Origin of the sequence: Neopusillimonas aromaticivorans, from assembly GCF_030344915.1 — a bacterium.
Taxonomy (GTDB): domain Bacteria; phylum Pseudomonadota; class Gammaproteobacteria; order Burkholderiales; family Burkholderiaceae_B; genus Neopusillimonas; species Neopusillimonas aromaticivorans.
This window is the reverse complement of the sequence record NZ_CP128233.1, coordinates 1706405-1724994: the sequence shown is the minus strand read 5'-3', so window position 1 is coordinate 1724994 and position 18590 is coordinate 1706405. Positions and strand designations below refer to the sequence as shown.

Genomic DNA, 18590 nt, shown 5'->3' with positions numbered 1-18590 from the left:
TACATGATTCAATTGCCCACATAATTGCATACAAATTTGCATGTAATAACCCCGTGTTTTCACTATCAGTAGTTTCACTACTGTGAATATCCACAATCCACTGCACAGAACTTCCCTCCTCAATGATGCTGTCGTACTGCTCAGATTGAATCGCTGGAATGCAAAACGGGTGGCAATCGCCACCCGCTCAAAGTCAACAACACGGCAAATTGTCAGTCGTGCTATGACGTCGCTGCCAGCGCTTCATCGCGCGTCATTACAACAGCATATTTCTGTGCCATGTCGAACAAATTGGCATCGTGAGGCCCAAGCGCCCGATCACCCACGCAATCTGCCAACACGAGCGGGCGAAACCCCCACTGCATGGCATCGACCACGCTGGCGCGTACACACCCGCTGGTAACGGCACCAGCAACGACCAGGGTTTGAACACCACGCATAGCAAGCCAGGCCGCCAGCGACGTACCAAAAAATGCCGAAGGCACCGTTTTACGCACCACCAATTCGCCAGCAGCCGGAGTCAATTCAGGCACGATGGCACTATTAAGTTCGTCCTCTTTCAAGCCCAGCATACTGGGCACCTTCAACGAAAAGATATTGTGATCAGCGCCATCATCGGCGAACACAATCCGCGTATGCGCCACAGGCCAACCCCGTTTGCGGGCCTCGGCCAGAAGCGGCACGGTATTGGCAATGGCCTGTTTGATGTTGCCACCGCCAAACACCTCGGGGTCGGCAAAGCCATTGACAAAATCAATGATTAACAGCCCGAACGGGGGCTTGAGTTCAAACGTGTTGCCAAACCCCTGTTTGGCGTAAGTCTGGGTATCTGAAATCTGGGTCATGGGTCACCTCCGCGAGAAAATTTACCATGCATCAGGACCTTTTCATAAAATTATCTACAATTTTGCACGCAAAATTAATACAGGCTTAATTGCTCGCCCCGAACCGGTAACACCACATCACCCGCCTCATCCACCAGACCACTGACCCGAACCCCCAGCAAGCGCAACGGGGCATCAAACGTAACCCGCTTCAGGCACTGGCGAGCCGCCCTATGGATGTCTGTCGCGTCAACGGTCGCGTTCGGCAACGTAATGTCGCGGGTCACCGTACGGAAATCATCAAATCTCAGTTTGATACCAACGGTGCGCCCACGGCATTGCTTTCGCACCAGATCCTGGCCAACCTGTTCACACAGCCGCCAGAACATTTCCGACAACCGTTCACGATCACGCACCACGTGCAGGTCGCGTTCAAACGTGGTTTCACGACTGATCGACTTGGGACGGCGATAGGTCACTACCGGACGATCATCACGACCGTGGGCCACCTCGACCAGCCAGCGGGCGTAGGTCAGCCCGAAATGCGTCTGCAGCAAGGCCGGATCAGCCTGCGCCAGCTGGGCAATGGTCTCGATACCCAAGGCCGCCAGCTTTTCATTCGACTTGGGGCCAATACCGTTGATCCGTTTGACCGGTAAGGGCCAGATACGACGCTGGATATCAGCCTCGGTCAGAAGCGTCAGACCATCGGGCTTGTCCAGTTCAGAGCCGATTTTCGCCAGCAGCTTGTTGGGGGCAATGGCAATCGAGCAGGTCAGGCCGGTGGCCTGCTGCACGGCGCTTTTCAAGGCCTGACCGAGCGCCGGCGACGGCATATTGACATCAGTCAGATCAAGGTAAATCTCGTCAATGCCGCGGTCTTCGATGCAGGGCGCTATCGCCGCCACGGCCTGCTTGAACAAACGGGAATAGTGGCGGTAAGACTGAAAATCGGCGGGCAGCAAAACCGCATCGGGGGCCAGCTGTGCGGCTTTCATCATGCCCATCGCCGAAAAAACGCCCAAGGCGCGCGCCTCATAGGTTGAGGTGGTGACCACGCCCCGCCCCGCGTACTGGCGCAGCCGACCGTATTCCCGACGGCCGTCTGGCAAATCACGCGGGGCGGGTGTGCTGCGCCCGCCGATCACGACGGGCTGCCCGCGCAGCTCGGGGTAACGCAGCAGTTCTACAGACGCATAGAATGCGTCCATATCAAGGTGGGCGATGCGACGTGGCAACGGCATAAACGAAAATCAATACTCAAGACGCACCCCCGCCATAATGCTGCGACCGGGCAATGGCGCAACCTGCGCCAGCCACGAGGCATGGTTGAAAGCCTTCTGGTTCAGCAGGTTACGGGCACTCAGATAAAACGTCAGATCAGACGGGCCAGCGGCCATATCGTACGACAAACCCAGATTCAGCATGGTGTAGCCCGATGTATCGCGCTCGCCCGACGCCACCCGGGTTTGACGGAACACGCGATACAGTGTGGCATCGGCAGTGAACTGACCCCATTTGGCAGCAACGCGGCCACCCAGTCGGGATGCCGGCATGCGAGCCAGATCATCACCGCCACGCAGGCGACCACGCACCAGGTCACCAAAGATGCCGACGGTAAACGTGCGGTTGATGCGGTAATCAACCGAGCCCTCCAGGCCGATGAAGCGCGCATCCTGTTGCGTATAGCGAATCAGCTGGAAGGCCTCGTAGCGGTCCAGCGTACGGGCATAAATGTAGTTATCGACCTGGTTATAGAACAGGTTCAATGCAAAGGTCAGGTCACCCTCGGTTTTACGCAGGCCCAGGTCGATTCCTTTGGCGGTTTCCTTGCCCAGTCCGGCATCACCGATTTCGTAGGTATTTGAAGCCAGATGCACTCCTCGCGAGTACAGCTCCTGGGTGGTAGGCATGCGCTGGGCACGGGTCAATGCCAATGAGGCCTGGTAACCCGGAGCGAACTTCCACAAGGCTGCGGCCGAGAACGACACGGCACCGCCACGGTAGTCCTGGGCGCGGCTGTCAACGTCAATGCGCTGACGGTCATAGCGGGCCCCCAGCTCGAAACGCCAGTTATTCCAGTCATAGGCTTCAAACAGACCAACCCCTGGGTGCGTGTGATCGCTGACGGCATGAATCGTTCGGGCCCTGCCGTACGGAAATCAGACTCGGCCACCTGCACCGATACCGCCCCTTCCCAACCGGCAACCGGCTCATGGCCGATTTCAAAACGCAGGTCACGGCCGCGGTTCTTGAACGTGCTGGCCACCTCGCCGTGGGCGCGCTCATCGTGGCGATAGTCTGCAAACCCGGCGGCCCAACTGATGCGCGACACCCCCGAAAAGGGTTTACGGTACTCGCCACGCAAATCAACACGGTTTGACTTCAGATGGACACGGGGCGGCTCGTCCGGGCCGCCATGATCATGTTCGTGGTCATGCGCGGCATGGGCAGGGTCATGACTGCCACAGTGCAACTGGCTGCCATGCGGGTGACATTCATCATATTCATGACTATGACCGGGAATGCCGTACTGGCTGCGCGTGCGCGAAATCGCAATCCCGGTAAAACCGTTGTCATGAATCCACGACAATCCGACACTGCCACTTTCCGTATCCTGGTCCGTGCCGGCCAGACGGTCGGTGCTCCAGTCCGGCACACGATAGTCTCCCGTGCGACGCTTCAGCCCCTGTGCACGCACGGCAATCGGACCTTCACCGGCGGTCACTGAAAATGCCCCTGCACGCTCTTTCAGGCCGGTCGCGCCACGCAGGTCAACATGACCGGCCACCCCGTTTTCCGGCACTGCCTCCGGGATGCGACCATCAATGACATTGACCACACCACCGATAGCACCAGGGCTGTACAGCAACGCCCCCGGCCCACGAATCACCTCGATACGCTCGGCCAGCATGGGGTCAGCCATAATCGCATGGTCGGGCGACACGCCCGAAGCGTCAAATGTGGCCAGGCCGTCGGTCAGCACCTGCACCCGTGGCAGGGTCTGGCCGCGTATCACCGGCCGGCTGGCGCCCGACCCGAACGTATCCGCCTGAACACCCGGCACCCCTTCAAGCGCAACGCCAAGGCTGGTCTGGTTACTCATCAACAAGGCGGTGCCGTCAACGATTTCCACCGGAACGGTCACGCTGTCCGTCGCCTGACGTAGCGGGCTGGCGGTAATCACGACCGGTGCCAGTGTTTGTACCGCTGCCGGTTCCTGAATTGTCTGTGCCGCGACCGGCGCCCCAAAACCCCCAGCAGAGCCAGCGCAAGCGGCGCCGGATGATTCCATTGCATGAATGACTCCCGTCAAAATGCAACGTTATAACATAACATTTATAGATTAAAAAATGGGGATGACGCCACCTCATCCCTCATCAATCAGCAGATAACCCGATCCGGCATCAGGCCTGCGACGCGCGCGCACCGGTTTCACTCGGCATCATCTGTACAGCCCCTGGTCAGGACCGAGCGTCTGACTTTGCTCTTGCGTATAGGCATGCTCGCGGAACAAGAATTCGGCACGATCGCCCTGCCCGGCCTCGATGGCCTGCACAATCGAATGATGCTGACGATGGGCATAAAACAGAAAATCGAACATCCGCTCTTTGTTGGTATTGGAAAACGCGATGCTCAACGGTGCGGTGAAGGGCACAAGGTTGCAGCGCTCAGTCAGACTTTCCAGCAGTGGCATTTGGGCCGCTTCCAGAATAAGCGCATGAAAACGCGCGTTCATTTCGGCATAGCGCAGCTCATCATCATCGCGCAATTGCCGATTGGCGAACAACGCATCGCCCTCGGCCAAACAGGCTTTCAGGGCAGACAACAACGCTGGCGACGGGCGCTTGTCGGCCACCTGACGTGCAGCGAACCCTTCGAGTACCGCACGCAGACGCAGCGCCTCGATACTGTGCTGGGCCGTGAACGCCCGCACGGAATAGCCACGCTTGCCTGCCGAAACCAGTAACCCTTCCTGAGCCAAAGCGGGCAACGCCTGCCGCACGGGCGTACGCGATACGCCCAGGCGCGTCGCCAGCTCGGCTTCGGTCACGCGCTCGCCAGGCGCCAGTGCCCCAGCCAGAATCATTTCCCGCAGTTGAACCACCACCGGTGTTTGCTGACTCATAGGTTGCTTGCCCCAGAACTGGAAGATCAAAAATGAATTATATGGAATCCAATTTGGGATCCAAAAATAGATAAATCACCTATTTTTTATAAATTATTTGCTTTTTATGGATCCCAAAATTAGAATTTATCCTCGCATAGCCGCACCAGACCACCCGTACTGCCGCGTCACCACGGCGCAACAGGCACCTCCAGGGCGGCATCCCGTCTGAATCTTCGTCATCAGGAACTCGCATGGCTAAAATCATTGGTTGCATCGGCACCTCACACGTTCCCACCATCGCCCTGGCTTACGACCGCGGCCGCCAGGAAGACCCGGCCTGGAAACCCCTGTTCGATGGCTACAAACCCGTCGCCCAATGGCTCAAAGACAAAAAAGCCGATGTCCTGGTCTTCATTTACAACGACCACGCCACCACCTTTTTCTTTGATCTCTATCCAACCTTTGCGCTGGGTGTCGGCGAACGCTTCCCGATTGCCGACGAAGGTGCGGGCCTGCGCAACCTGCCGCATATCAAAGGCGATGTCGATTTCCAGGCCCACATTGCCGAATCACTCGTCAACGACGAATTCGACCTGACCATCTTCCAGAACAAGCCCATCGATCACGGCTGCGCCTCACCCTGCCCCTGCTCTGGGATCACGAGCCCGACTGGCCCGGTAGCGTTGTGCCCATCACCGTCAATGTCCTGCAGTACCCGCTGCCTACCCCGCGTCGGTGCTACAAACTGGGCAAGGCCTTGCGCCGGGCCATCGAGTCATACCCGAAAGACCTCAACGTTGTGGTCGTCGGTACCGGCGGGCTGTCACACCAGATCCACGGTGAACGCACCGGCTTCAACAATGAAGCCTGGGATCTCGAATTCCTTGAACTACTGCAGCACAACCCCGAAAAACTCATGGAAATGACCCACGCCGACTATGTCCGTCTGGGCGGTGCTGAAAGCGTGGAACAAATCATGTGGCTGGCCATGCGCGGTGCCATGCCCGACACCATCCGCAAGGTTCACCAGAACTACTACCTGGCCACCACCACCGCCATGACGGTTGTTTTGTTTGAAGGTGACGATGTCGCCGAACCGGCAACCACCGCCACGGCCGCCACCACTGCGTAAGGAGCCCCACATGAATCCGCAACTGAACGGCATTGAAACCATCGAAGGCACCTACGCTTTCGACATCCGAACCAGCAACCGCACACTTAACGCCAACCGCTTCTTCTGGAACATGATCCGGGCTGACTGGCGTGAACGCTATCTGGCCGACCCTGAAGCCGTCATGACCGAAGCCGGCCTGAACGACACAGAAAAAGAACTGGTACGAAAAGAAGACTGGCTGGGCCTGGTCAAGCACGGCGTCAATTTTTTCGTCCTTGAAAAGTTCGCCCGCGTCGCTCGCAAAACCAATCTCGAGGTCTACGCCATCATGCGCGGCGAATCCTTCGAAGACTTCATGAAAACCCGTCGCGTCCCCGACGCACGTTAAGTCAACCGGGTCGCCTGGCGTGGCCAGGCCTCCCGGATCACTCAGGGTCGGGTTATGCTACCCGATGCATCAACCCCGGCCCGAAAACACCCATGGAATTCTCGAAGCTGTCGCTGGCACGGCGACTCAAACTTCAACAACTGGCCATCTTTGAGCGTGTCCTGGCGTGCGGTTCATTGCTGGCGGCCTCGCGCGAACTGCACATGACGCAGCCCGCCATCAGCAAGTCCATCCAGGAACTCGAAGAGCACTTCGGTCAGCCGCTGCTGGTGCGCGGTCGCCGGGGGTACAGCCCACCGATTTTGGTCTTATGCTGCACAACCATGCCCAGTGCCCTGCTGGCCGACCTGCGGTTTCTGGCCGACGACCTCAATTCCTGGAACGCCGGCATTTCAGGCAAGGTACTGGTGGGCACCTTGCTGACCGCTGCCGCCGACCTGCTGCCACGGGCCCTGATCCGCCTGCGCGAACTGGCCCCCAACGTGGTGGTCGAGGTCCGGGTAGGGGTCAACGAAAAAATGTTTGCTGAACTGACAGACGGTGAACTGGACATTGTCGTCGGGCTCATACCGACACAAGACCCGTCGCCCGCACTGCGTCATGTGACACTGCACACCGAAACGTTATGCGCCGTGGTGGGGCGGCGCCACCCGCTGGCCACCACCGGTGCAGTCAACCTGTCACAACTGGCTACAATGGACTGGATCCTGCCCACATCCCAGTCTGAAGCCCGTCACGCCGCCATGCATTTTTTCGATGCACTCGGCATCCCCAAGCCCACCCGCATCATTGAATCCGTGTCCATCATGACCAACCTCGGTCTGCTGATCGACTCCCGCATGATTGCCTTGATGCCGTTCAATGTTGCCAGGAAATTCGTACATCTGGGCCTGCTCAGTGTTCTACCTCTGGGGCGCCAGCTGCCCTTCGGCACGGTCGGCTACACCCTGGCCAAAGGCCGTAACGTCACGCCGGCCACGCAGCGTCTGATCATGGCCCTGCACGATGCTGACGCCGGCTCCGATATCCGCTAGCGCCAGCAAGCCCATCCTCTGATACGCGCCGGGAAAGCCGTATCCTGACCTCGAAACCACGCTTCTACAGCATCATCAGTGCCTTTCCAGGTATTCCTGTTGCTTATACAAAAGCGGTCATATTTCATTTGCCAGCCCCATTCCATTTGATTAAAGTGATCCAAACATTTCTTCCCGTGCAAAAAACCTGTTCTGGAGAGCACCTTGGCAAAATTCGAACTGCCCGCATCGTTGCGTCAAACGCGGAACTACGTCAATGGCCGTTTCGTTGAAACCGGCAAGACGTTTCAAAACATTTGCCCCGTTGACGGCCATGTTCTGTCTGACGTTCATGAAGCCGATGCCGCTCTTGTCAATGAAGCCGTTCTAGGCGCTCGTCGCGCACTCGATGGTGAATGGGGTCAAACCCATGTGGAAGAGCGCGCACGCTACCTGCACAAGGTTGCTGACCTGATCGAGCGCCGGTTCGATGATTTTCTGGCGGCCGAAGTCGCCGACACCGGTCGGCCCATGAACCAGGCCCGCAAACTGGATGTCTATCGCGGCATTCATAACTTTCGTACCTTCGCAGACCTGGGCAAACAGGCTCACGGTGATTTTTTCGAAACCCGCCTGGCCGACGGCACCCAGCTGATCAACTACACCACACGCAAGCCCTTGGGCGTCGTGGCCAGCATTTCGCCCTGGAATCTGCCCATCCTGTCCCTGACCTGGAAAGCGGCCCCCATCCTTATCTGCGGCAACACCCTGATTTGCAAACCGTCGGAAGAGACCCCGTCCAGCGCCACCCTGATTGCCGAGGTGTTTCACGAAGCCGGGGTACCTGAAGGCGTTTTCAACGTCGTGCACGGCTTTGGCCCCGGCTCTGCAGGCGAAGCCCTGACCACCCATGCCGGCGTCGATGCCGTCACCTTCACGGGTGAATCGCGCACCGGTTCGGCCATCATGAAGGCGGTCGCCGATGGCGTGAAAGAAGTGTCCTTCGAGCTGGGCGGCAAAAATGCTGCCGTCGTATTTGCCGATGCCGACTTCGACGCTGCCGTCGACGGCATCATCCGCTCCAGCTTCACCAACGCCGGCCAGGTCTGCCTGTGCTCCGAACGCGTGTATGTCGAGCGTCCAATCTTTGACCGCTTTGTCCAGGCCCTGAAAGCCAAGACCGAAGCCCTGAAAATCGGCTGGCCCGACGATGAAGACGTCTTCATGGGGTCGCTCATTTCACGCGGCCACCGCGACAAGGTCGTGTCGTACTTTGATCTGGCTGTCCAGGAAGGCGCCAACGTAGTCACCGGCGGAAGCATTCCGGTATTCAACGACGAGCGCGACAACGGCGCGTATGTCTTGCCCACCATCTGGACGGGCCTGCCCGACACCGCCCGCTGCATGCGCGAAGAGGTCTTCGGCCCGGTATGCCACATCGCTCCGTTCGATACCGAGGAAGAGGTCGTGCGCCGTGTAAATGACAGCGATTACGGTCTTGCCACGGCACTCTGGACCTCCAACCTGTCACGCACCCATCGTCTGAGCCCGCGTTTTCATGTCGGTATCGTGTGGGTCAACACCTGGTTTTCCCGAGACTTGCGCACCCCTTCGGCGGCAGCAAACTATCGGGCATCGGTCGTGAAGGCGGGCGCTATTCGCTCGACTTCTATTCCGAAACCACCAATATCAGCATCAAGGTCTAGTGCGCTGCTCCCTGCACAGTCCGCCCTTACGAACCCAGGCTACTACGAGACTTACACATGCAAGCACAAATTCAGGCATTGGCCAACCGGCTCTGGACCGCCACACACGATGGCACCACCACCGCACCGCTGCGTGACGACATCGCGGGTCTGGCCGAGTCGTCAGGCACCTCCGCACTCGATATCGCCTACCGCATCCAGGAAGACCAAACCGCGCGCCGCATTCAGGCCGGAGGTCGTCTGGTCGGCCGCAAAATCGGCCTCACGTCCAAAGCCGTTCAACAACAGCTGGGCGTTGACTCCCCGACTACGGCGCCCTGTTCGCCGACATGGCCATCGGTGATGGCGAGCCCATCGACTGGAACCGCACTCACCAGCCCAAGGCTGAAGCCGAAATCGCGCTCGTTCTTGAGCGCGACTTGCCACACGCCATCAACACCGTCGCCGACATCATTTCGGCCACCGCCTATGCCTTGCCGGCCATCGAAGTCGTCGGCAGCCGCATCGCCAACTGGGATATCCGCTTGGTCGACACGGTCGCCGACAACGCCTCGTCGGGGTTGTTTGTGCTGGGTTCGCGCCCGGTCCTGCTACGCGACCTGGATCTGATCCGCTGCGGCATGGTCATGGAATGTCGCGGAGACCAGGTCTCGGTCGGCGCCGGCTCGGCCTGCCTGGGCAACCCGCTGAATGCCGCCGTATGGCTGGCCAATACCATGACGCGTCTGGGTTCCCCTGCGCGCCGGTGACGTCGTACTGACCGGTGCCCTGGGCCCCATGGCGGCCGCCAAACCCGGCGACGTCTTCACTGCCCATATCGAAGGCCTGGGCAGTGTCAGCGCCATTTTCTCCAACACCTAAGCAACGTGCCGTCACCCGACCCGCACGTCCCTGGCCTGAGCCCACTCATTCTTACAGAGGTCACCCCGTGAATCCGGATACCCAACCCATCTCCGTCGCCATCATCGGATCGGGCAATATTGGCACCGACCTGATGATCAAAATTCTTCGTCATGGCAAGAACCTGCGCATGGCCGCCATGGTCGGCATCGACCCGGCCTCTGAGGGTCTGCAGCGTGCTGCCCGCATGGGCGTCGCCACCACCCACGAAGGGGTGGAAGGCCTGATGAAACTCGACGTCTTCAAAGACATCGGCATCGTTTTCGACGCCACCAGCGCCGGTGCGCACATCGAACACGACCGGTTGCTGCGTGCCCACGGCATCCGTGTCATCGACCTGACGCCGGCGGCCATCGGCCCCTACGTTGTGCCTGTGGTCAACATGAACGATCACCTTGATGCGCCCAACATCAATATGGTTACCTGCGGCGGCCAGGCCACCATCCCCATCGTGCATGCGGTCTCACGCGTGGCCCCGGTCACCTATGCCGAAATCGTGGCGTCCATTGCCAGCAAGTCGGCAGGCCCCGGCACCCGCGCCAACATTGACGAATTCACCGAAACCACTTCTCGCGCCATTGCCGAAGTGGGCGGTGCCAAGAAAGGCAAGGCCATCATCGTGCTCAACCCGGCAGAACCACCCCTGGTCATGCGCGACACGGTCTACTGCCTGACCGAACTCGACGCCGATCCGGCGGCCATCACCGCCTCCATCGAATCCATCGTCGCCGAAGTCGCCGCCTATGTGCCCGGCTACCGGCTCAAGCAGGCCCCCAGTTCGAACGCTTCGACGCCGACCGTCCATTGAATGTCCCCGGCATCGGCAAGGTCAGCGGTCTGAAGGTGTCGGTTTTCCTGGAGGTTGAAGGCGCCGCACACTACCTGCCCAAGTACGCCGGCAATCTCGACATCATGACCAGTGCCGGCATGGCCACTGCCGAACGTGTTGCGCTCGGCCTGCAAGCCAACGCCGCTGTTTAAGCCTGATCCGGAGAACCCACATGTTTGACCCCAAAAAGAAAATCTACGTATCCGACGTCACCTTGCGTGACGGGATGCACGCCATCCGGCACCAGTATTCCCTGGATCATGTGCGCGCTATTGCCAAAGCACTTGACGAAGCCGGCGTTGACAGCATCGAAGTCGCCCACGGTGACGGCCTGCAAGGCTCCAGCTTCAACTATGGCTTTGGTGCCCACACCGATCTGGAATGGATCGAAGCCGTGGCCGACACGGTGAAAAATGCCAAAGTGGCCACCCTTCTGCTGCCCGGTATCGGCACCGTACACGACCTGAAGGCGGCCTACGATGCCGGTGCCCGCGTGGTACGCGTCGCCACCCACTGTACCGAAGCTGACATCTCGAAGCAACACATTGAATACGCGCGTGAACTGGGCATGAACGCGGTTGGCTTCCTGATGATGAGCCACATGAACGCACCGGAAAAACTGGCCGAGCAAGCCAAACTCATGGAAAGCTATGGGGCCCAGTGCGTCTACATCGTTGACTCGGGCGGTGCCATGAACATGTACGACATCGCTGATCGCTTCAAAGCGTTCAAGGCCGTACTCAAGCCCGAAACCGAAACCGGCATGCACGCCCACCACAACCTTAGCCTGGGGGTGGCCAACAGCATCGTGGCCCTGGAAAACGGCTGTGACCGTATCGACGCCAGCCTCACCGGCATGGGTGCCGGTGCCGGCAATGCGCCGCTGGAAGTGTTCATTGCCGCCGTTGAACGCCTGGGTCTGAATCACGGTTGCGACATCCGCAAACTGATCGATGCCGCCGAAGACCTGGTCCGCCCCTGCAAGAGCGCCCGGTCCGCGTCGACCGCGAAACCCTGGCCCTGGGCTTTGCCGGTGTGTACTCCAGCTTCCTGCGTCACTCCGAAGCCGCCGCCGCTAAATACGGCTTGTCGGCCTTCGATATCCTGGTCGAACTGGGCCGTCGCCGCATGGTGGGTGGCCAGGAAGACATGATTGTTGACGTCGCGCTTGACATGCTCAAGCAACAAGGCAAAGAGGTCAATGCATGAGTATCGATATTTACGGTTTTGCCGCCACCCTTGACGACGCGGCCCGCCACGCCAAGGCCGTCCCCCAGTTTGCACCGGGCTCGTTCACCATTGAACAGGCCTATGACATCCAGCGCATGTCGATCCAGCGTCGTGTCGATCGCGGTGAAACAATTTGCGGCATCAAGCTGGGTTTTACCAGTCGCGCCAAAATGGTTCAGATGGGGGTCAGCGACCTGATCTGGGGCTGGCTCACCAAATCCATGCTGCAGGAAGAAGGCAGTACCGTCGACCTGTCGCAGTATATCCACCCCCGCGTCGAGCCCGAGGTCTGCTTCCTGACCCGCCGTACCATCGACCGCCCCATCACCGCCCTGGAAGCGGTGGACTACATCGAAGCGGTGGCGCCCGCCATGGAAATCATTGATTCGCGCTACGAAAACTTCAAGTTCACGCTGGAAGACGTGGTGGCCGACAACTGCTCCTCGGCCGGCCTGATTGTGGGCCAATGGTCACGCCAGTTTGATGCCCTGACCAACGCCGGCGTCAGCATCGCCTATGACGGTCGCTTTGTCGTGGCCGGATCAACCGGTGCCATTCTGGGTAACCCCATGCGCTCGGTCGTTCAGGCCGCACGCCTGCTGGCCGGTTGTGAGCGGTCACTGCCCGCCGGTTCGCTGATCATGGCCGGTGGTGCCACCGCCGCCCAGTGCCCTTACCCCCGGCCTTCACGTCAAGTGCGACATCAGCCGTCTGGGTGCGGTTGAATTCTTCACCCGCTAAGGAGGCAGGCATGAGCGAACCACAAGCGGCTGTTCTGACCGAAAAAGCCAAGCCCCGGGGCCGTTTTCCCCATTACAAACGCGCCGGTGATTTCATTTTTGTGTCGGGCACCAGTTCCCGCCGTCCGGACAACACCTTTGAAGGGGTTGAAGTCGACCCGTTGGGTGTTACCAATCTGGACATCCGGGCCCAGACCCGTGCGGTCATCAGAAACATTGAAGACATCCTCAAACATGCCGGCGCCACCCTGGCCGATGTCGTCGATACCCAGGTCTTTCTGGTCAACATGAACGACTTTGGCGGTTACAACGAAGTGTGGGCTGAATTTTTCGACTACTCGGGCCCGACACGCACCACCGTTGCCGTGCACCAGTTACCCCACCCGCATCTGCTGATTGAAATTCGCGCCACCGCGTACAAGCCCCTGTCCGGCAAGGAATAACGACCATGATCAACTTCAAGTACGGCTACCCGCTCAACTTCAAAGGCTGGCTCGACGATAACGCCCATCTGCTCAAACCACCGGTTGGCAACCAGCAGATCTGGAAAAACAGTGACTTCATGGTCACCGTGGTCGGCGGCCCCAACGAACGCACCGACTTTCACGATGACCCGGTCGAAGAATTTTTCTACCAGTTCAAGGGCAATGCCTCATTGCTGATCTGGGATCGCGGCCAATATGAACGCATTCACCTGAAAGAAGGCGATGTGTTCCTCATGGCCCCCCATGTGGCCCATTCGCCGCAACGCCCCGAAGAGGGCAGCCTGTGCCTGGTCATTGAGCGCGTTCGCCCCAAGGGCGAGGCCGATGCCCTGCAATGGAGCTGTGCCAAATGCGGCACGCTGGTGCGTCGCTACGAAATGCAGCTGACCGACATTGTCAAAGACCTGCCGCCGGTGTACGACCAGTTCTACAAAACCGGCGATGCCGAACGCGTTTGCCCCAGCTGTGGTGAAGTGCACCCGGGTCGTGACTACAAGTCCTGGCACGCCACGTTGAACACCGCGTTTCCCAACCTTTAAGAGCCTGTTGCAGCATGATTGACATCCATTCTCATTTTTTTCCGCTGATCAGTCAGGCCACGGCAGCCGCCATGGATGCCGAACGAGCCCCTGGCTGCGCATCAATGATGACGGCGAGTCAGGCCACATCATGCTGGGGGACCGCAGTTTTCGTCCGGTTTACCGTGCTCTCTGGGACCCCGACTACCGCATCAGCGAAATGGATGCCCAGGGGTTGACCTGCAAATCACCTGCTCGACGCCGGTCATGTTCGGGTACACCGGGAACCCACCAAGGCCGCCGACTGGGCGCGCCAGATGAACGATGAAGCGGTCGCCTTTTGTGCCGGACACCCTGATCGCCTGAAAGCCTTGTCGCAAGTCCCCCTGCAAGACACGAAGCTGGCCTGCGAAGAAGCCTCGCGGGCACAAGCTGCGGGCTGTATCGGTGTCCAGATTGGCAATCACGTCGGCAGTAAAGACCTGGACCACCCCGATCTGGTCGACTTCCTGATTCATTGCGCCAACGAATCCATCCCGGTCTTTGTTCACCCTGGGACATGATGGGAGGCCCCGATCGCATGCAAAAGTGGATGCTGCCCTGGCTGGTCGCCATGCCCGCCGAAACCCAGTTGGGCATGCTGTCGCTGATTTTGTCAGGCGCCCTGGAACGCATCCCGGAAAGCCTGAAGATCTGCTTTGCCCATGGCGGCGGCAGCTTCGCCTACACCCTGGGGCGCGTCGATAACGCCTGGAAACACCGCGACATCGTCCGTCAAGATTGTCCACGCCCACCGTCGGAGTACGCCAGCCGGCTCTATACTGATGCTGCGGTATTTGATCATGATGCCCTGAACCTTCTGGTGGGTGCCATGGGCATTGACCGCGTCATGATGGGCTCAGATTACCCCTACCCGCTGGGGGAACAACCGATCGGTTCGCTGATCACTACCGCACCGGCCTTCAACCAGGAACAACGTCAAAAGCTGCTAATCTACAACGCCAAAACCTTTTTCAACCTGACCTGACCGGTCACCGGAGACAACAATGAAAAAACGCAGTTTGCTGTCCTTGATTGCCGCCGCCGTTGGCGCCTGTGCCATTGCCGCACCCGCCGTCGCCAAAGACTTTCGTCTAGGCCTCATTACGCCGCCCCCGCACATCTGGACTCAGTCGGCCGGGCAATTTGCAGAAGAGCTGAAAAAAGAAAGCGGGGGCAAACACACCGTCACGTTGTTCCCTGCCGGCCAGCTGGGCAATGAGGCTCAAATGTTGCAGCAGCTGCAAACCGGGGCCCTCGACATGGCCTTCATGACGGTGGCCGAGGTCACCAACCGCGACCCGAACTTCGGGGCGCTGTTCGCCCCTATCTGGTCAAAGATGTACATGAGGCGGGGGACCTGCTGCAAACGCCGGCGGCCACAAAACTGCTTGAGGCCCTCCCCGCCAAAGCCGGTGTTGTCGGTATCGGCTATGGCATGGCCGGCATGCGCCAGATTCTCAGCCGCACACCAGTTACAACCGCTGCCGACCTGAAGGGGCGCAAAATGCGCATCACGCCGGTCGACCCGGTACGTGACTTCTATGTTGCCCTTGGCGTTGCACCCACTCCTCTGCCCTTGCCGGCCGTGTTCGATGCACTGGCCAACGGCCAGGTTGATGCCATCGACATGGACCTCGAACTGATCAACGCCCTGAAATTCTACGAACAAGCGGACACCATCCTGCTGTCCAACCACATGATGTTCCCCATGGTGGGCCTTGTCTCGGCTCGCGTATGGCAAACCCTCAGTGAAGAAGACCGCAAGCAAATTTCTGAACTGATGGCCAAGCACCTGAAGAACACCATTGCCGGCTATGCCGCCAAAGAAGGGGCTGGGAAGAACAGCTCAAGAAAACCGGCAAGAAAGTCGTACCGGTCGGTCCCGAATTCTTCAAAGACGCCTCGGCACAATGGGAAGCCAACTGGAGCAAACGCGCACCGGTTGCCGAACTGCGTGAAGCCGCCAAAAATCTGCCCAAGTCGCAGTAAGCAGGCTGTATAGAATCCCGGGGCCCGACGGCCCCGGGTCACGTGCCCTCACCGAGGACATCCCTCATGCTGAAACAACTGTCTGACCGCCTGAGCCGTGTCGAGCGCTTCCTGGCGGGCTTTTGCGCCGTACTGATTACGGCGCTTATTGTTTTTAACGTCATCACCCGGGCCATGAACCAGGCTGTTTTCTGGGTGGATGAAATTGCCATTTTTGTCATGGTCTGGATGGTGTTTTTCTCTATGGCTGTTTTGTTGAAAGAGCGCAAGGCCGTCGCCGTTACTGTACTGGTCGACATGTTACCCCCAGGAATGCGTCGAGGCGTGGGCGTGTTCATTGACCTTGTCGTGCTGCTGTTCGGCGTGTTGCTGCTGGTGTTTTCATGGCAATGGTATGCACCGCTGGATCTGATCAATGCCGGCTTTGACTTCGGCCAGTTCAGTGCAAAAACCATGAATTTTATGTACCAGGACCGTGCCAATACCCTGGCGCTGCAAAAGTACTGGGTGTGGTTGATCGTCCCCTGGTTCGCTCTGTCAGTCTGCCTGCACACGCTGGTCAACCTGATCAATGACCCGCGCGGTCATCACATGGACACTTCCCCGAGGGTGCACCATGACATTCACGATTTTTCTTGCCCTGCTACTACTGCAGGTACCGATTGGCATTGTGCTGTGCATGACGGCGGTCTTCTACGTCTGGCACTCAGACAACCTGGTACTCTTTGCCTCGTACGGACAGCAACTGTTCGGCTCAGCCGAGTCCTATGGCCTGCTCGCCATTCCCTTGTTCATTCTGGCGGGCGAACTCATGAACGAAGGCGGGCTAACCCGACGCCTGATCAATTTTGCGCGCGTATTTTTTGGCGGCTTTCGAGGTGGCCTGGCCTACATCAACCTGATGGCCAATATGATGATGGCGGCCATCATGGGGTCGGCCGTCGCGCAAATCGCAGTCATGTCGCGTGCCATCGTTCCCGAGATGGAGCGTGAAGGCTATGACAAAACCTTCTCTACCGCGATTACCGCTGCCGCTGGCCTGATGGGGCCAATTATTCCTCCATCCATGCTGTTTGTGGTGTTCGGCGTGCTGGCACAAATTTCCATTGGCGACATGTTCATTGCCGGGATTATCCCAGGCCTGCTGATGGGCAGTTCATTCTTCGTCATTGTGGCGCTGGTCGGATTATTTCAACAGTACCCCAAAGGGCGTTGGATGAATGCACAGGAAGCCGGCCGCGCAATTCTTTACGCGATACCTGCACTCTTGGTGCCCATCGTGATTATCGGCGGCATTTTGTCGGGTCTGGCGACCCCCACCGAATCTGCGGCGCTGGCCTCGCTGGCCTCACTGATCATTGGCATGTTCTTTTACCGTGACCTGAAGCTCGACAAGCTGCCCGCGCTATTTGCACGCACGGCCACGAACTCAGGGCTGGTACTGTTCCTGGTCGCCAGCGCCGGTGTCTTTGGCTGGACCATCACCTTTGAAGGCGTACCGCAAATGGTCGCCGCCTGGATCGGTGACAGCACATCAGACCCGTTCGTGTTCCTGCTGATGGTGATGGTGCTGCTATTGTTTGTGGGCATGTTCATTGACGGCGTAGCGGCACTGATTCTGGTTGTGCCCATTTTGCTGCCCATCGCCACCACCCAGTTCGGCATTTCACCCTTCCAGTTTGGTGTGGTGGTGTGCCTGAATCTGGTACTGGGCCTGTTGACACCACCGGTGGGCACCGGGCTATTCGTCGCGTCGGCCATGACGGGCGTACCCGCCATGACGCTGTTCCGCAGCCTGGCACCCTTCTTGTGCACCGTCTTGTTGTTGCTGGTCTGGTTCTGCTACGACGCCTGGGCCATAGAAGCGCTGCTTTAATCGCGGTCGGGGTGCAACAGGTCGACGAACGTCGGCCAGTCGAAGGCGTGGTCTTTCGGGTAGGCCACGCCTTTCTTTTCCATCAGGTCAACAAAGGCGTCTTGCACGGTTGCAGTGGCTCGGGCCATGACCGGGTCGACCTTGACGTCCAGCAAGGTATCGGCCACCTCGCGCATTTCTTCGGCACGACGACGACCATGCTCGGCAACGCGACTGACCAGATAATGGGGCTGGCGATCCGTCCAGCCCATGCCGGGAAACGTTTCAGCCAATGACTCAAGCACCTCGCGCTCGGCACCATAACGACGGGCGGCGGTCAGACACTCGACCGTCAGCGCTTCCAGACCTTTGATCATGACGCTGCGGCACATTTTGATGGCCGACGCCACACCGACGTCTGCAGAGACCGCACGGGTATGAAAGCCGATGACATTCAAGGCATCGGACACCGCCTGCGCTTTCGCCCCACCCAGCAGCATGGGAACCCGCAAGCCATAGGGAGGCACAGGTGCCATGACAGCCGCTTCAATATAGGTTGCCCCGCCCCGTTCAACCGCATTGCGGTCGTGCGCTTTGGTGGCTGGGGATACAGAGTTGATATCAAGAAAGACTTGACCCGGCGCCAGCATGGGCCCCACCTGCTCGGCCACTGCCGCTGCCGAACTGGCCGTTACGGCCGAAATGACCAGATCACAGCCTTTAACGGCCTGTGCCGGCATGTCGGACAATAATACCCCCGCCTCGTCGGTGCTGCGGGCCATCAGGGCCCAGCCCTGAGGGGTTTCGATCTTGATATCGTAGGCCGTAACCAGCAAGCCCGCCTTG

General features: G+C 59.0%; 12 protein-coding genes and 10 pseudogenes. 15 read left to right on the top strand and 7 right to left on the bottom strand.

All coding sequences use genetic code 11. The features are described 5' to 3' along the window. Nucleotides 1-221: 221 nt before the first annotated feature. From N7E01_RS09495 to N7E01_RS09475, 5 genes and pseudogenes are all read right to left on the bottom strand, one after another. Nucleotides 222-845 (bottom strand): N-carbamoylsarcosine amidohydrolase, encoded by a 624-nt coding sequence (locus tag N7E01_RS09495; RefSeq protein WP_289172711.1) that lies wholly within the window; start codon nt 843-845, stop codon nt 222-224. Nucleotides 846-919: 74 nt separating this feature from the next. Beyond that, entirely contained in the window at nt 920-2068 is a 1149-nt protein-coding gene (dinB, locus tag N7E01_RS09490) for a DNA polymerase IV (protein ID WP_289172710.1), read from the bottom strand. A 9-nt stretch (nt 2069-2077) separates the two neighbouring features. Further along, nucleotides 2078-2884: a TonB-dependent receptor domain-containing protein gene (locus N7E01_RS09485; RefSeq protein WP_289175780.1), complete on the bottom strand. Its 807-nt coding sequence runs from the start codon at nt 2882-2884 to the stop codon at nt 2078-2080. 839 nt (nt 2885-3723) lie between these two features. Continuing rightward, nucleotides 3724-3930 (bottom strand): annotated as a pseudogene (locus N7E01_RS09480) (TonB-dependent receptor plug domain-containing protein); the annotation flags it as partial. Between the two features lie 339 nt (nt 3931-4269). After that, the gene (locus tag N7E01_RS09475) at nt 4270-4953 is read right to left on the bottom strand and encodes a GntR family transcriptional regulator (RefSeq protein ID WP_289172709.1); all 684 of its coding nucleotides are present in this window, start codon (nt 4951-4953) and stop codon (nt 4270-4272) included. A 233-nt stretch (nt 4954-5186) separates the two neighbouring features. On the opposite strand from N7E01_RS09475, the pseudogene N7E01_RS19660 reads away from it, so the two are divergent. From N7E01_RS19660 to N7E01_RS18790, 13 genes and pseudogenes are all read left to right on the top strand, one after another. Next, nucleotides 5187-5516 (top strand): annotated as a pseudogene (locus N7E01_RS19660) (DODA-type extradiol aromatic ring-opening family dioxygenase); the annotation flags it as partial. Between the two features lie 104 nt (nt 5517-5620). Beyond that, nucleotides 5621-6067 carry a DODA-type extradiol aromatic ring-opening family dioxygenase gene (locus N7E01_RS19655; protein ID WP_491565763.1) on the top strand — a complete coding sequence of 149 codons (447 nt, stop codon included), beginning with the start codon at nt 5621-5623 and terminating at the stop codon, nt 6065-6067. 10 nt (nt 6068-6077) lie between these two features. Then, nucleotides 6078-6437 (top strand): protocatechuate 3,4-dioxygenase, encoded by a 360-nt coding sequence (locus tag N7E01_RS09465; protein ID WP_289172708.1) that lies wholly within the window; start codon nt 6078-6080, stop codon nt 6435-6437. Between the two features lie 92 nt (nt 6438-6529). Then, complete coding sequence (locus N7E01_RS09460; protein ID WP_289172707.1) at nt 6530-7471, top strand: LysR substrate-binding domain-containing protein; 942 nt, start codon at nt 6530-6532, stop codon at nt 7469-7471. 204 nt (nt 7472-7675) lie between these two features. Continuing rightward, a pseudogene (locus N7E01_RS09455) lies at nt 7676-9156 on the top strand (2-hydroxymuconic semialdehyde dehydrogenase). A 57-nt stretch (nt 9157-9213) separates the two neighbouring features. Further along, nucleotides 9214-10017: pseudogene (locus tag N7E01_RS09450) on the top strand (2-keto-4-pentenoate hydratase). Nucleotides 10018-10084: 67 nt separating this feature from the next. Continuing rightward, a pseudogene (locus N7E01_RS09445) lies at nt 10085-11037 on the top strand (acetaldehyde dehydrogenase (acetylating)). Between the two features lie 20 nt (nt 11038-11057). Beyond that, nucleotides 11058-12094, top strand: a pseudogene (gene dmpG, locus N7E01_RS09440) (4-hydroxy-2-oxovalerate aldolase). After that, a pseudogene (locus N7E01_RS09435) lies at nt 12091-12856 on the top strand (2-keto-4-pentenoate hydratase). The pseudogenes dmpG and N7E01_RS09435 overlap by 4 nt, the downstream one beginning before the upstream one ends. A 10-nt stretch (nt 12857-12866) precedes the next feature. Continuing rightward, nucleotides 12867-13298 carry a RidA family protein gene (locus N7E01_RS09430; protein WP_289172706.1) on the top strand — a complete coding sequence of 144 codons (432 nt, stop codon included), beginning with the start codon at nt 12867-12869 and terminating at the stop codon, nt 13296-13298. A gap of 5 nt (nt 13299-13303) precedes the next feature. After that, nucleotides 13304-13879, top strand: a complete 576-nt coding sequence (locus N7E01_RS09425; protein ID WP_289172705.1) for a 3-hydroxyanthranilate 3,4-dioxygenase — start codon at nt 13304-13306, stop codon at nt 13877-13879. A gap of 14 nt (nt 13880-13893) precedes the next feature. Continuing rightward, nucleotides 13894-14885, top strand: a pseudogene (locus N7E01_RS09420) (amidohydrolase family protein). 19 nt (nt 14886-14904) lie between these two features. Beyond that, nucleotides 14905-15902 (top strand): annotated as a pseudogene (locus N7E01_RS18790) (TRAP transporter substrate-binding protein). A gap of 25 nt (nt 15903-15927) precedes the next feature. Here the strand turns inward: N7E01_RS18790 and N7E01_RS09405 are convergent. After that, nucleotides 15928-16188, bottom strand: coding sequence for a hypothetical protein (locus tag N7E01_RS09405; RefSeq protein ID WP_289172704.1), 261 nt, complete (start codon nt 16186-16188; stop codon nt 15928-15930). Here N7E01_RS09405 and N7E01_RS18785 point away from each other — a divergent pair. Then, nucleotides 16085-16405 (top strand): annotated as a pseudogene (locus N7E01_RS18785) (TRAP transporter small permease subunit); the annotation flags it as partial. The gene N7E01_RS09405 and the pseudogene N7E01_RS18785 overlap by 104 nt on opposite strands. Before the next feature lie 100 nt (nt 16406-16505). Further along, nucleotides 16506-17765: a TRAP transporter large permease gene (locus N7E01_RS09400; protein WP_289172703.1), complete on the top strand. Its 1260-nt coding sequence runs from the start codon at nt 16506-16508 to the stop codon at nt 17763-17765. Here N7E01_RS09400 and N7E01_RS09395 read toward each other — a convergent pair. Next, complete coding sequence (locus N7E01_RS09395) at nt 17762-18580, bottom strand: NAD(P)-dependent oxidoreductase (protein WP_289172702.1); 819 nt, start codon at nt 18578-18580, stop codon at nt 17762-17764. The genes N7E01_RS09400 and N7E01_RS09395 overlap by 4 nt on opposite strands. Nucleotides 18581-18590: the final 10 nt, after the last annotated feature.

Coding starts and splice junctions, on each gene's coding strand:
- N7E01_RS09495 (WP_289172711.1), bottom strand. CDS start 845: ATGACCCAGATTTCAGATACCCAGACTTACGCCAAACAGGGGTTTGGC.
- dinB (WP_289172710.1), bottom strand. CDS start 2,068: ATGCCGTTGCCACGTCGCATCGCCCACCTTGATATGGACGCATTCTAT.
- N7E01_RS09475 (WP_289172709.1), bottom strand. CDS start 4,953: ATGAGTCAGCAAACACCGGTGGTGGTTCAACTGCGGGAAATGATTCTG.
- N7E01_RS09465 (WP_289172708.1), top strand. CDS start 6,078: ATGAATCCGCAACTGAACGGCATTGAAACCATCGAAGGCACCTACGCT.
- N7E01_RS09460 (WP_289172707.1), top strand. CDS start 6,530: ATGGAATTCTCGAAGCTGTCGCTGGCACGGCGACTCAAACTTCAACAA.
- N7E01_RS09430 (WP_289172706.1), top strand. CDS start 12,867: ATGAGCGAACCACAAGCGGCTGTTCTGACCGAAAAAGCCAAGCCCCGG.
- N7E01_RS09425 (WP_289172705.1), top strand. CDS start 13,304: ATGATCAACTTCAAGTACGGCTACCCGCTCAACTTCAAAGGCTGGCTC.
- N7E01_RS09405 (WP_289172704.1), bottom strand. CDS start 16,188: ATGTCGACCAGTACAGTAACGGCGACGGCCTTGCGCTCTTTCAACAAA.
- N7E01_RS09400 (WP_289172703.1), top strand. CDS start 16,506: ATGACATTCACGATTTTTCTTGCCCTGCTACTACTGCAGGTACCGATT.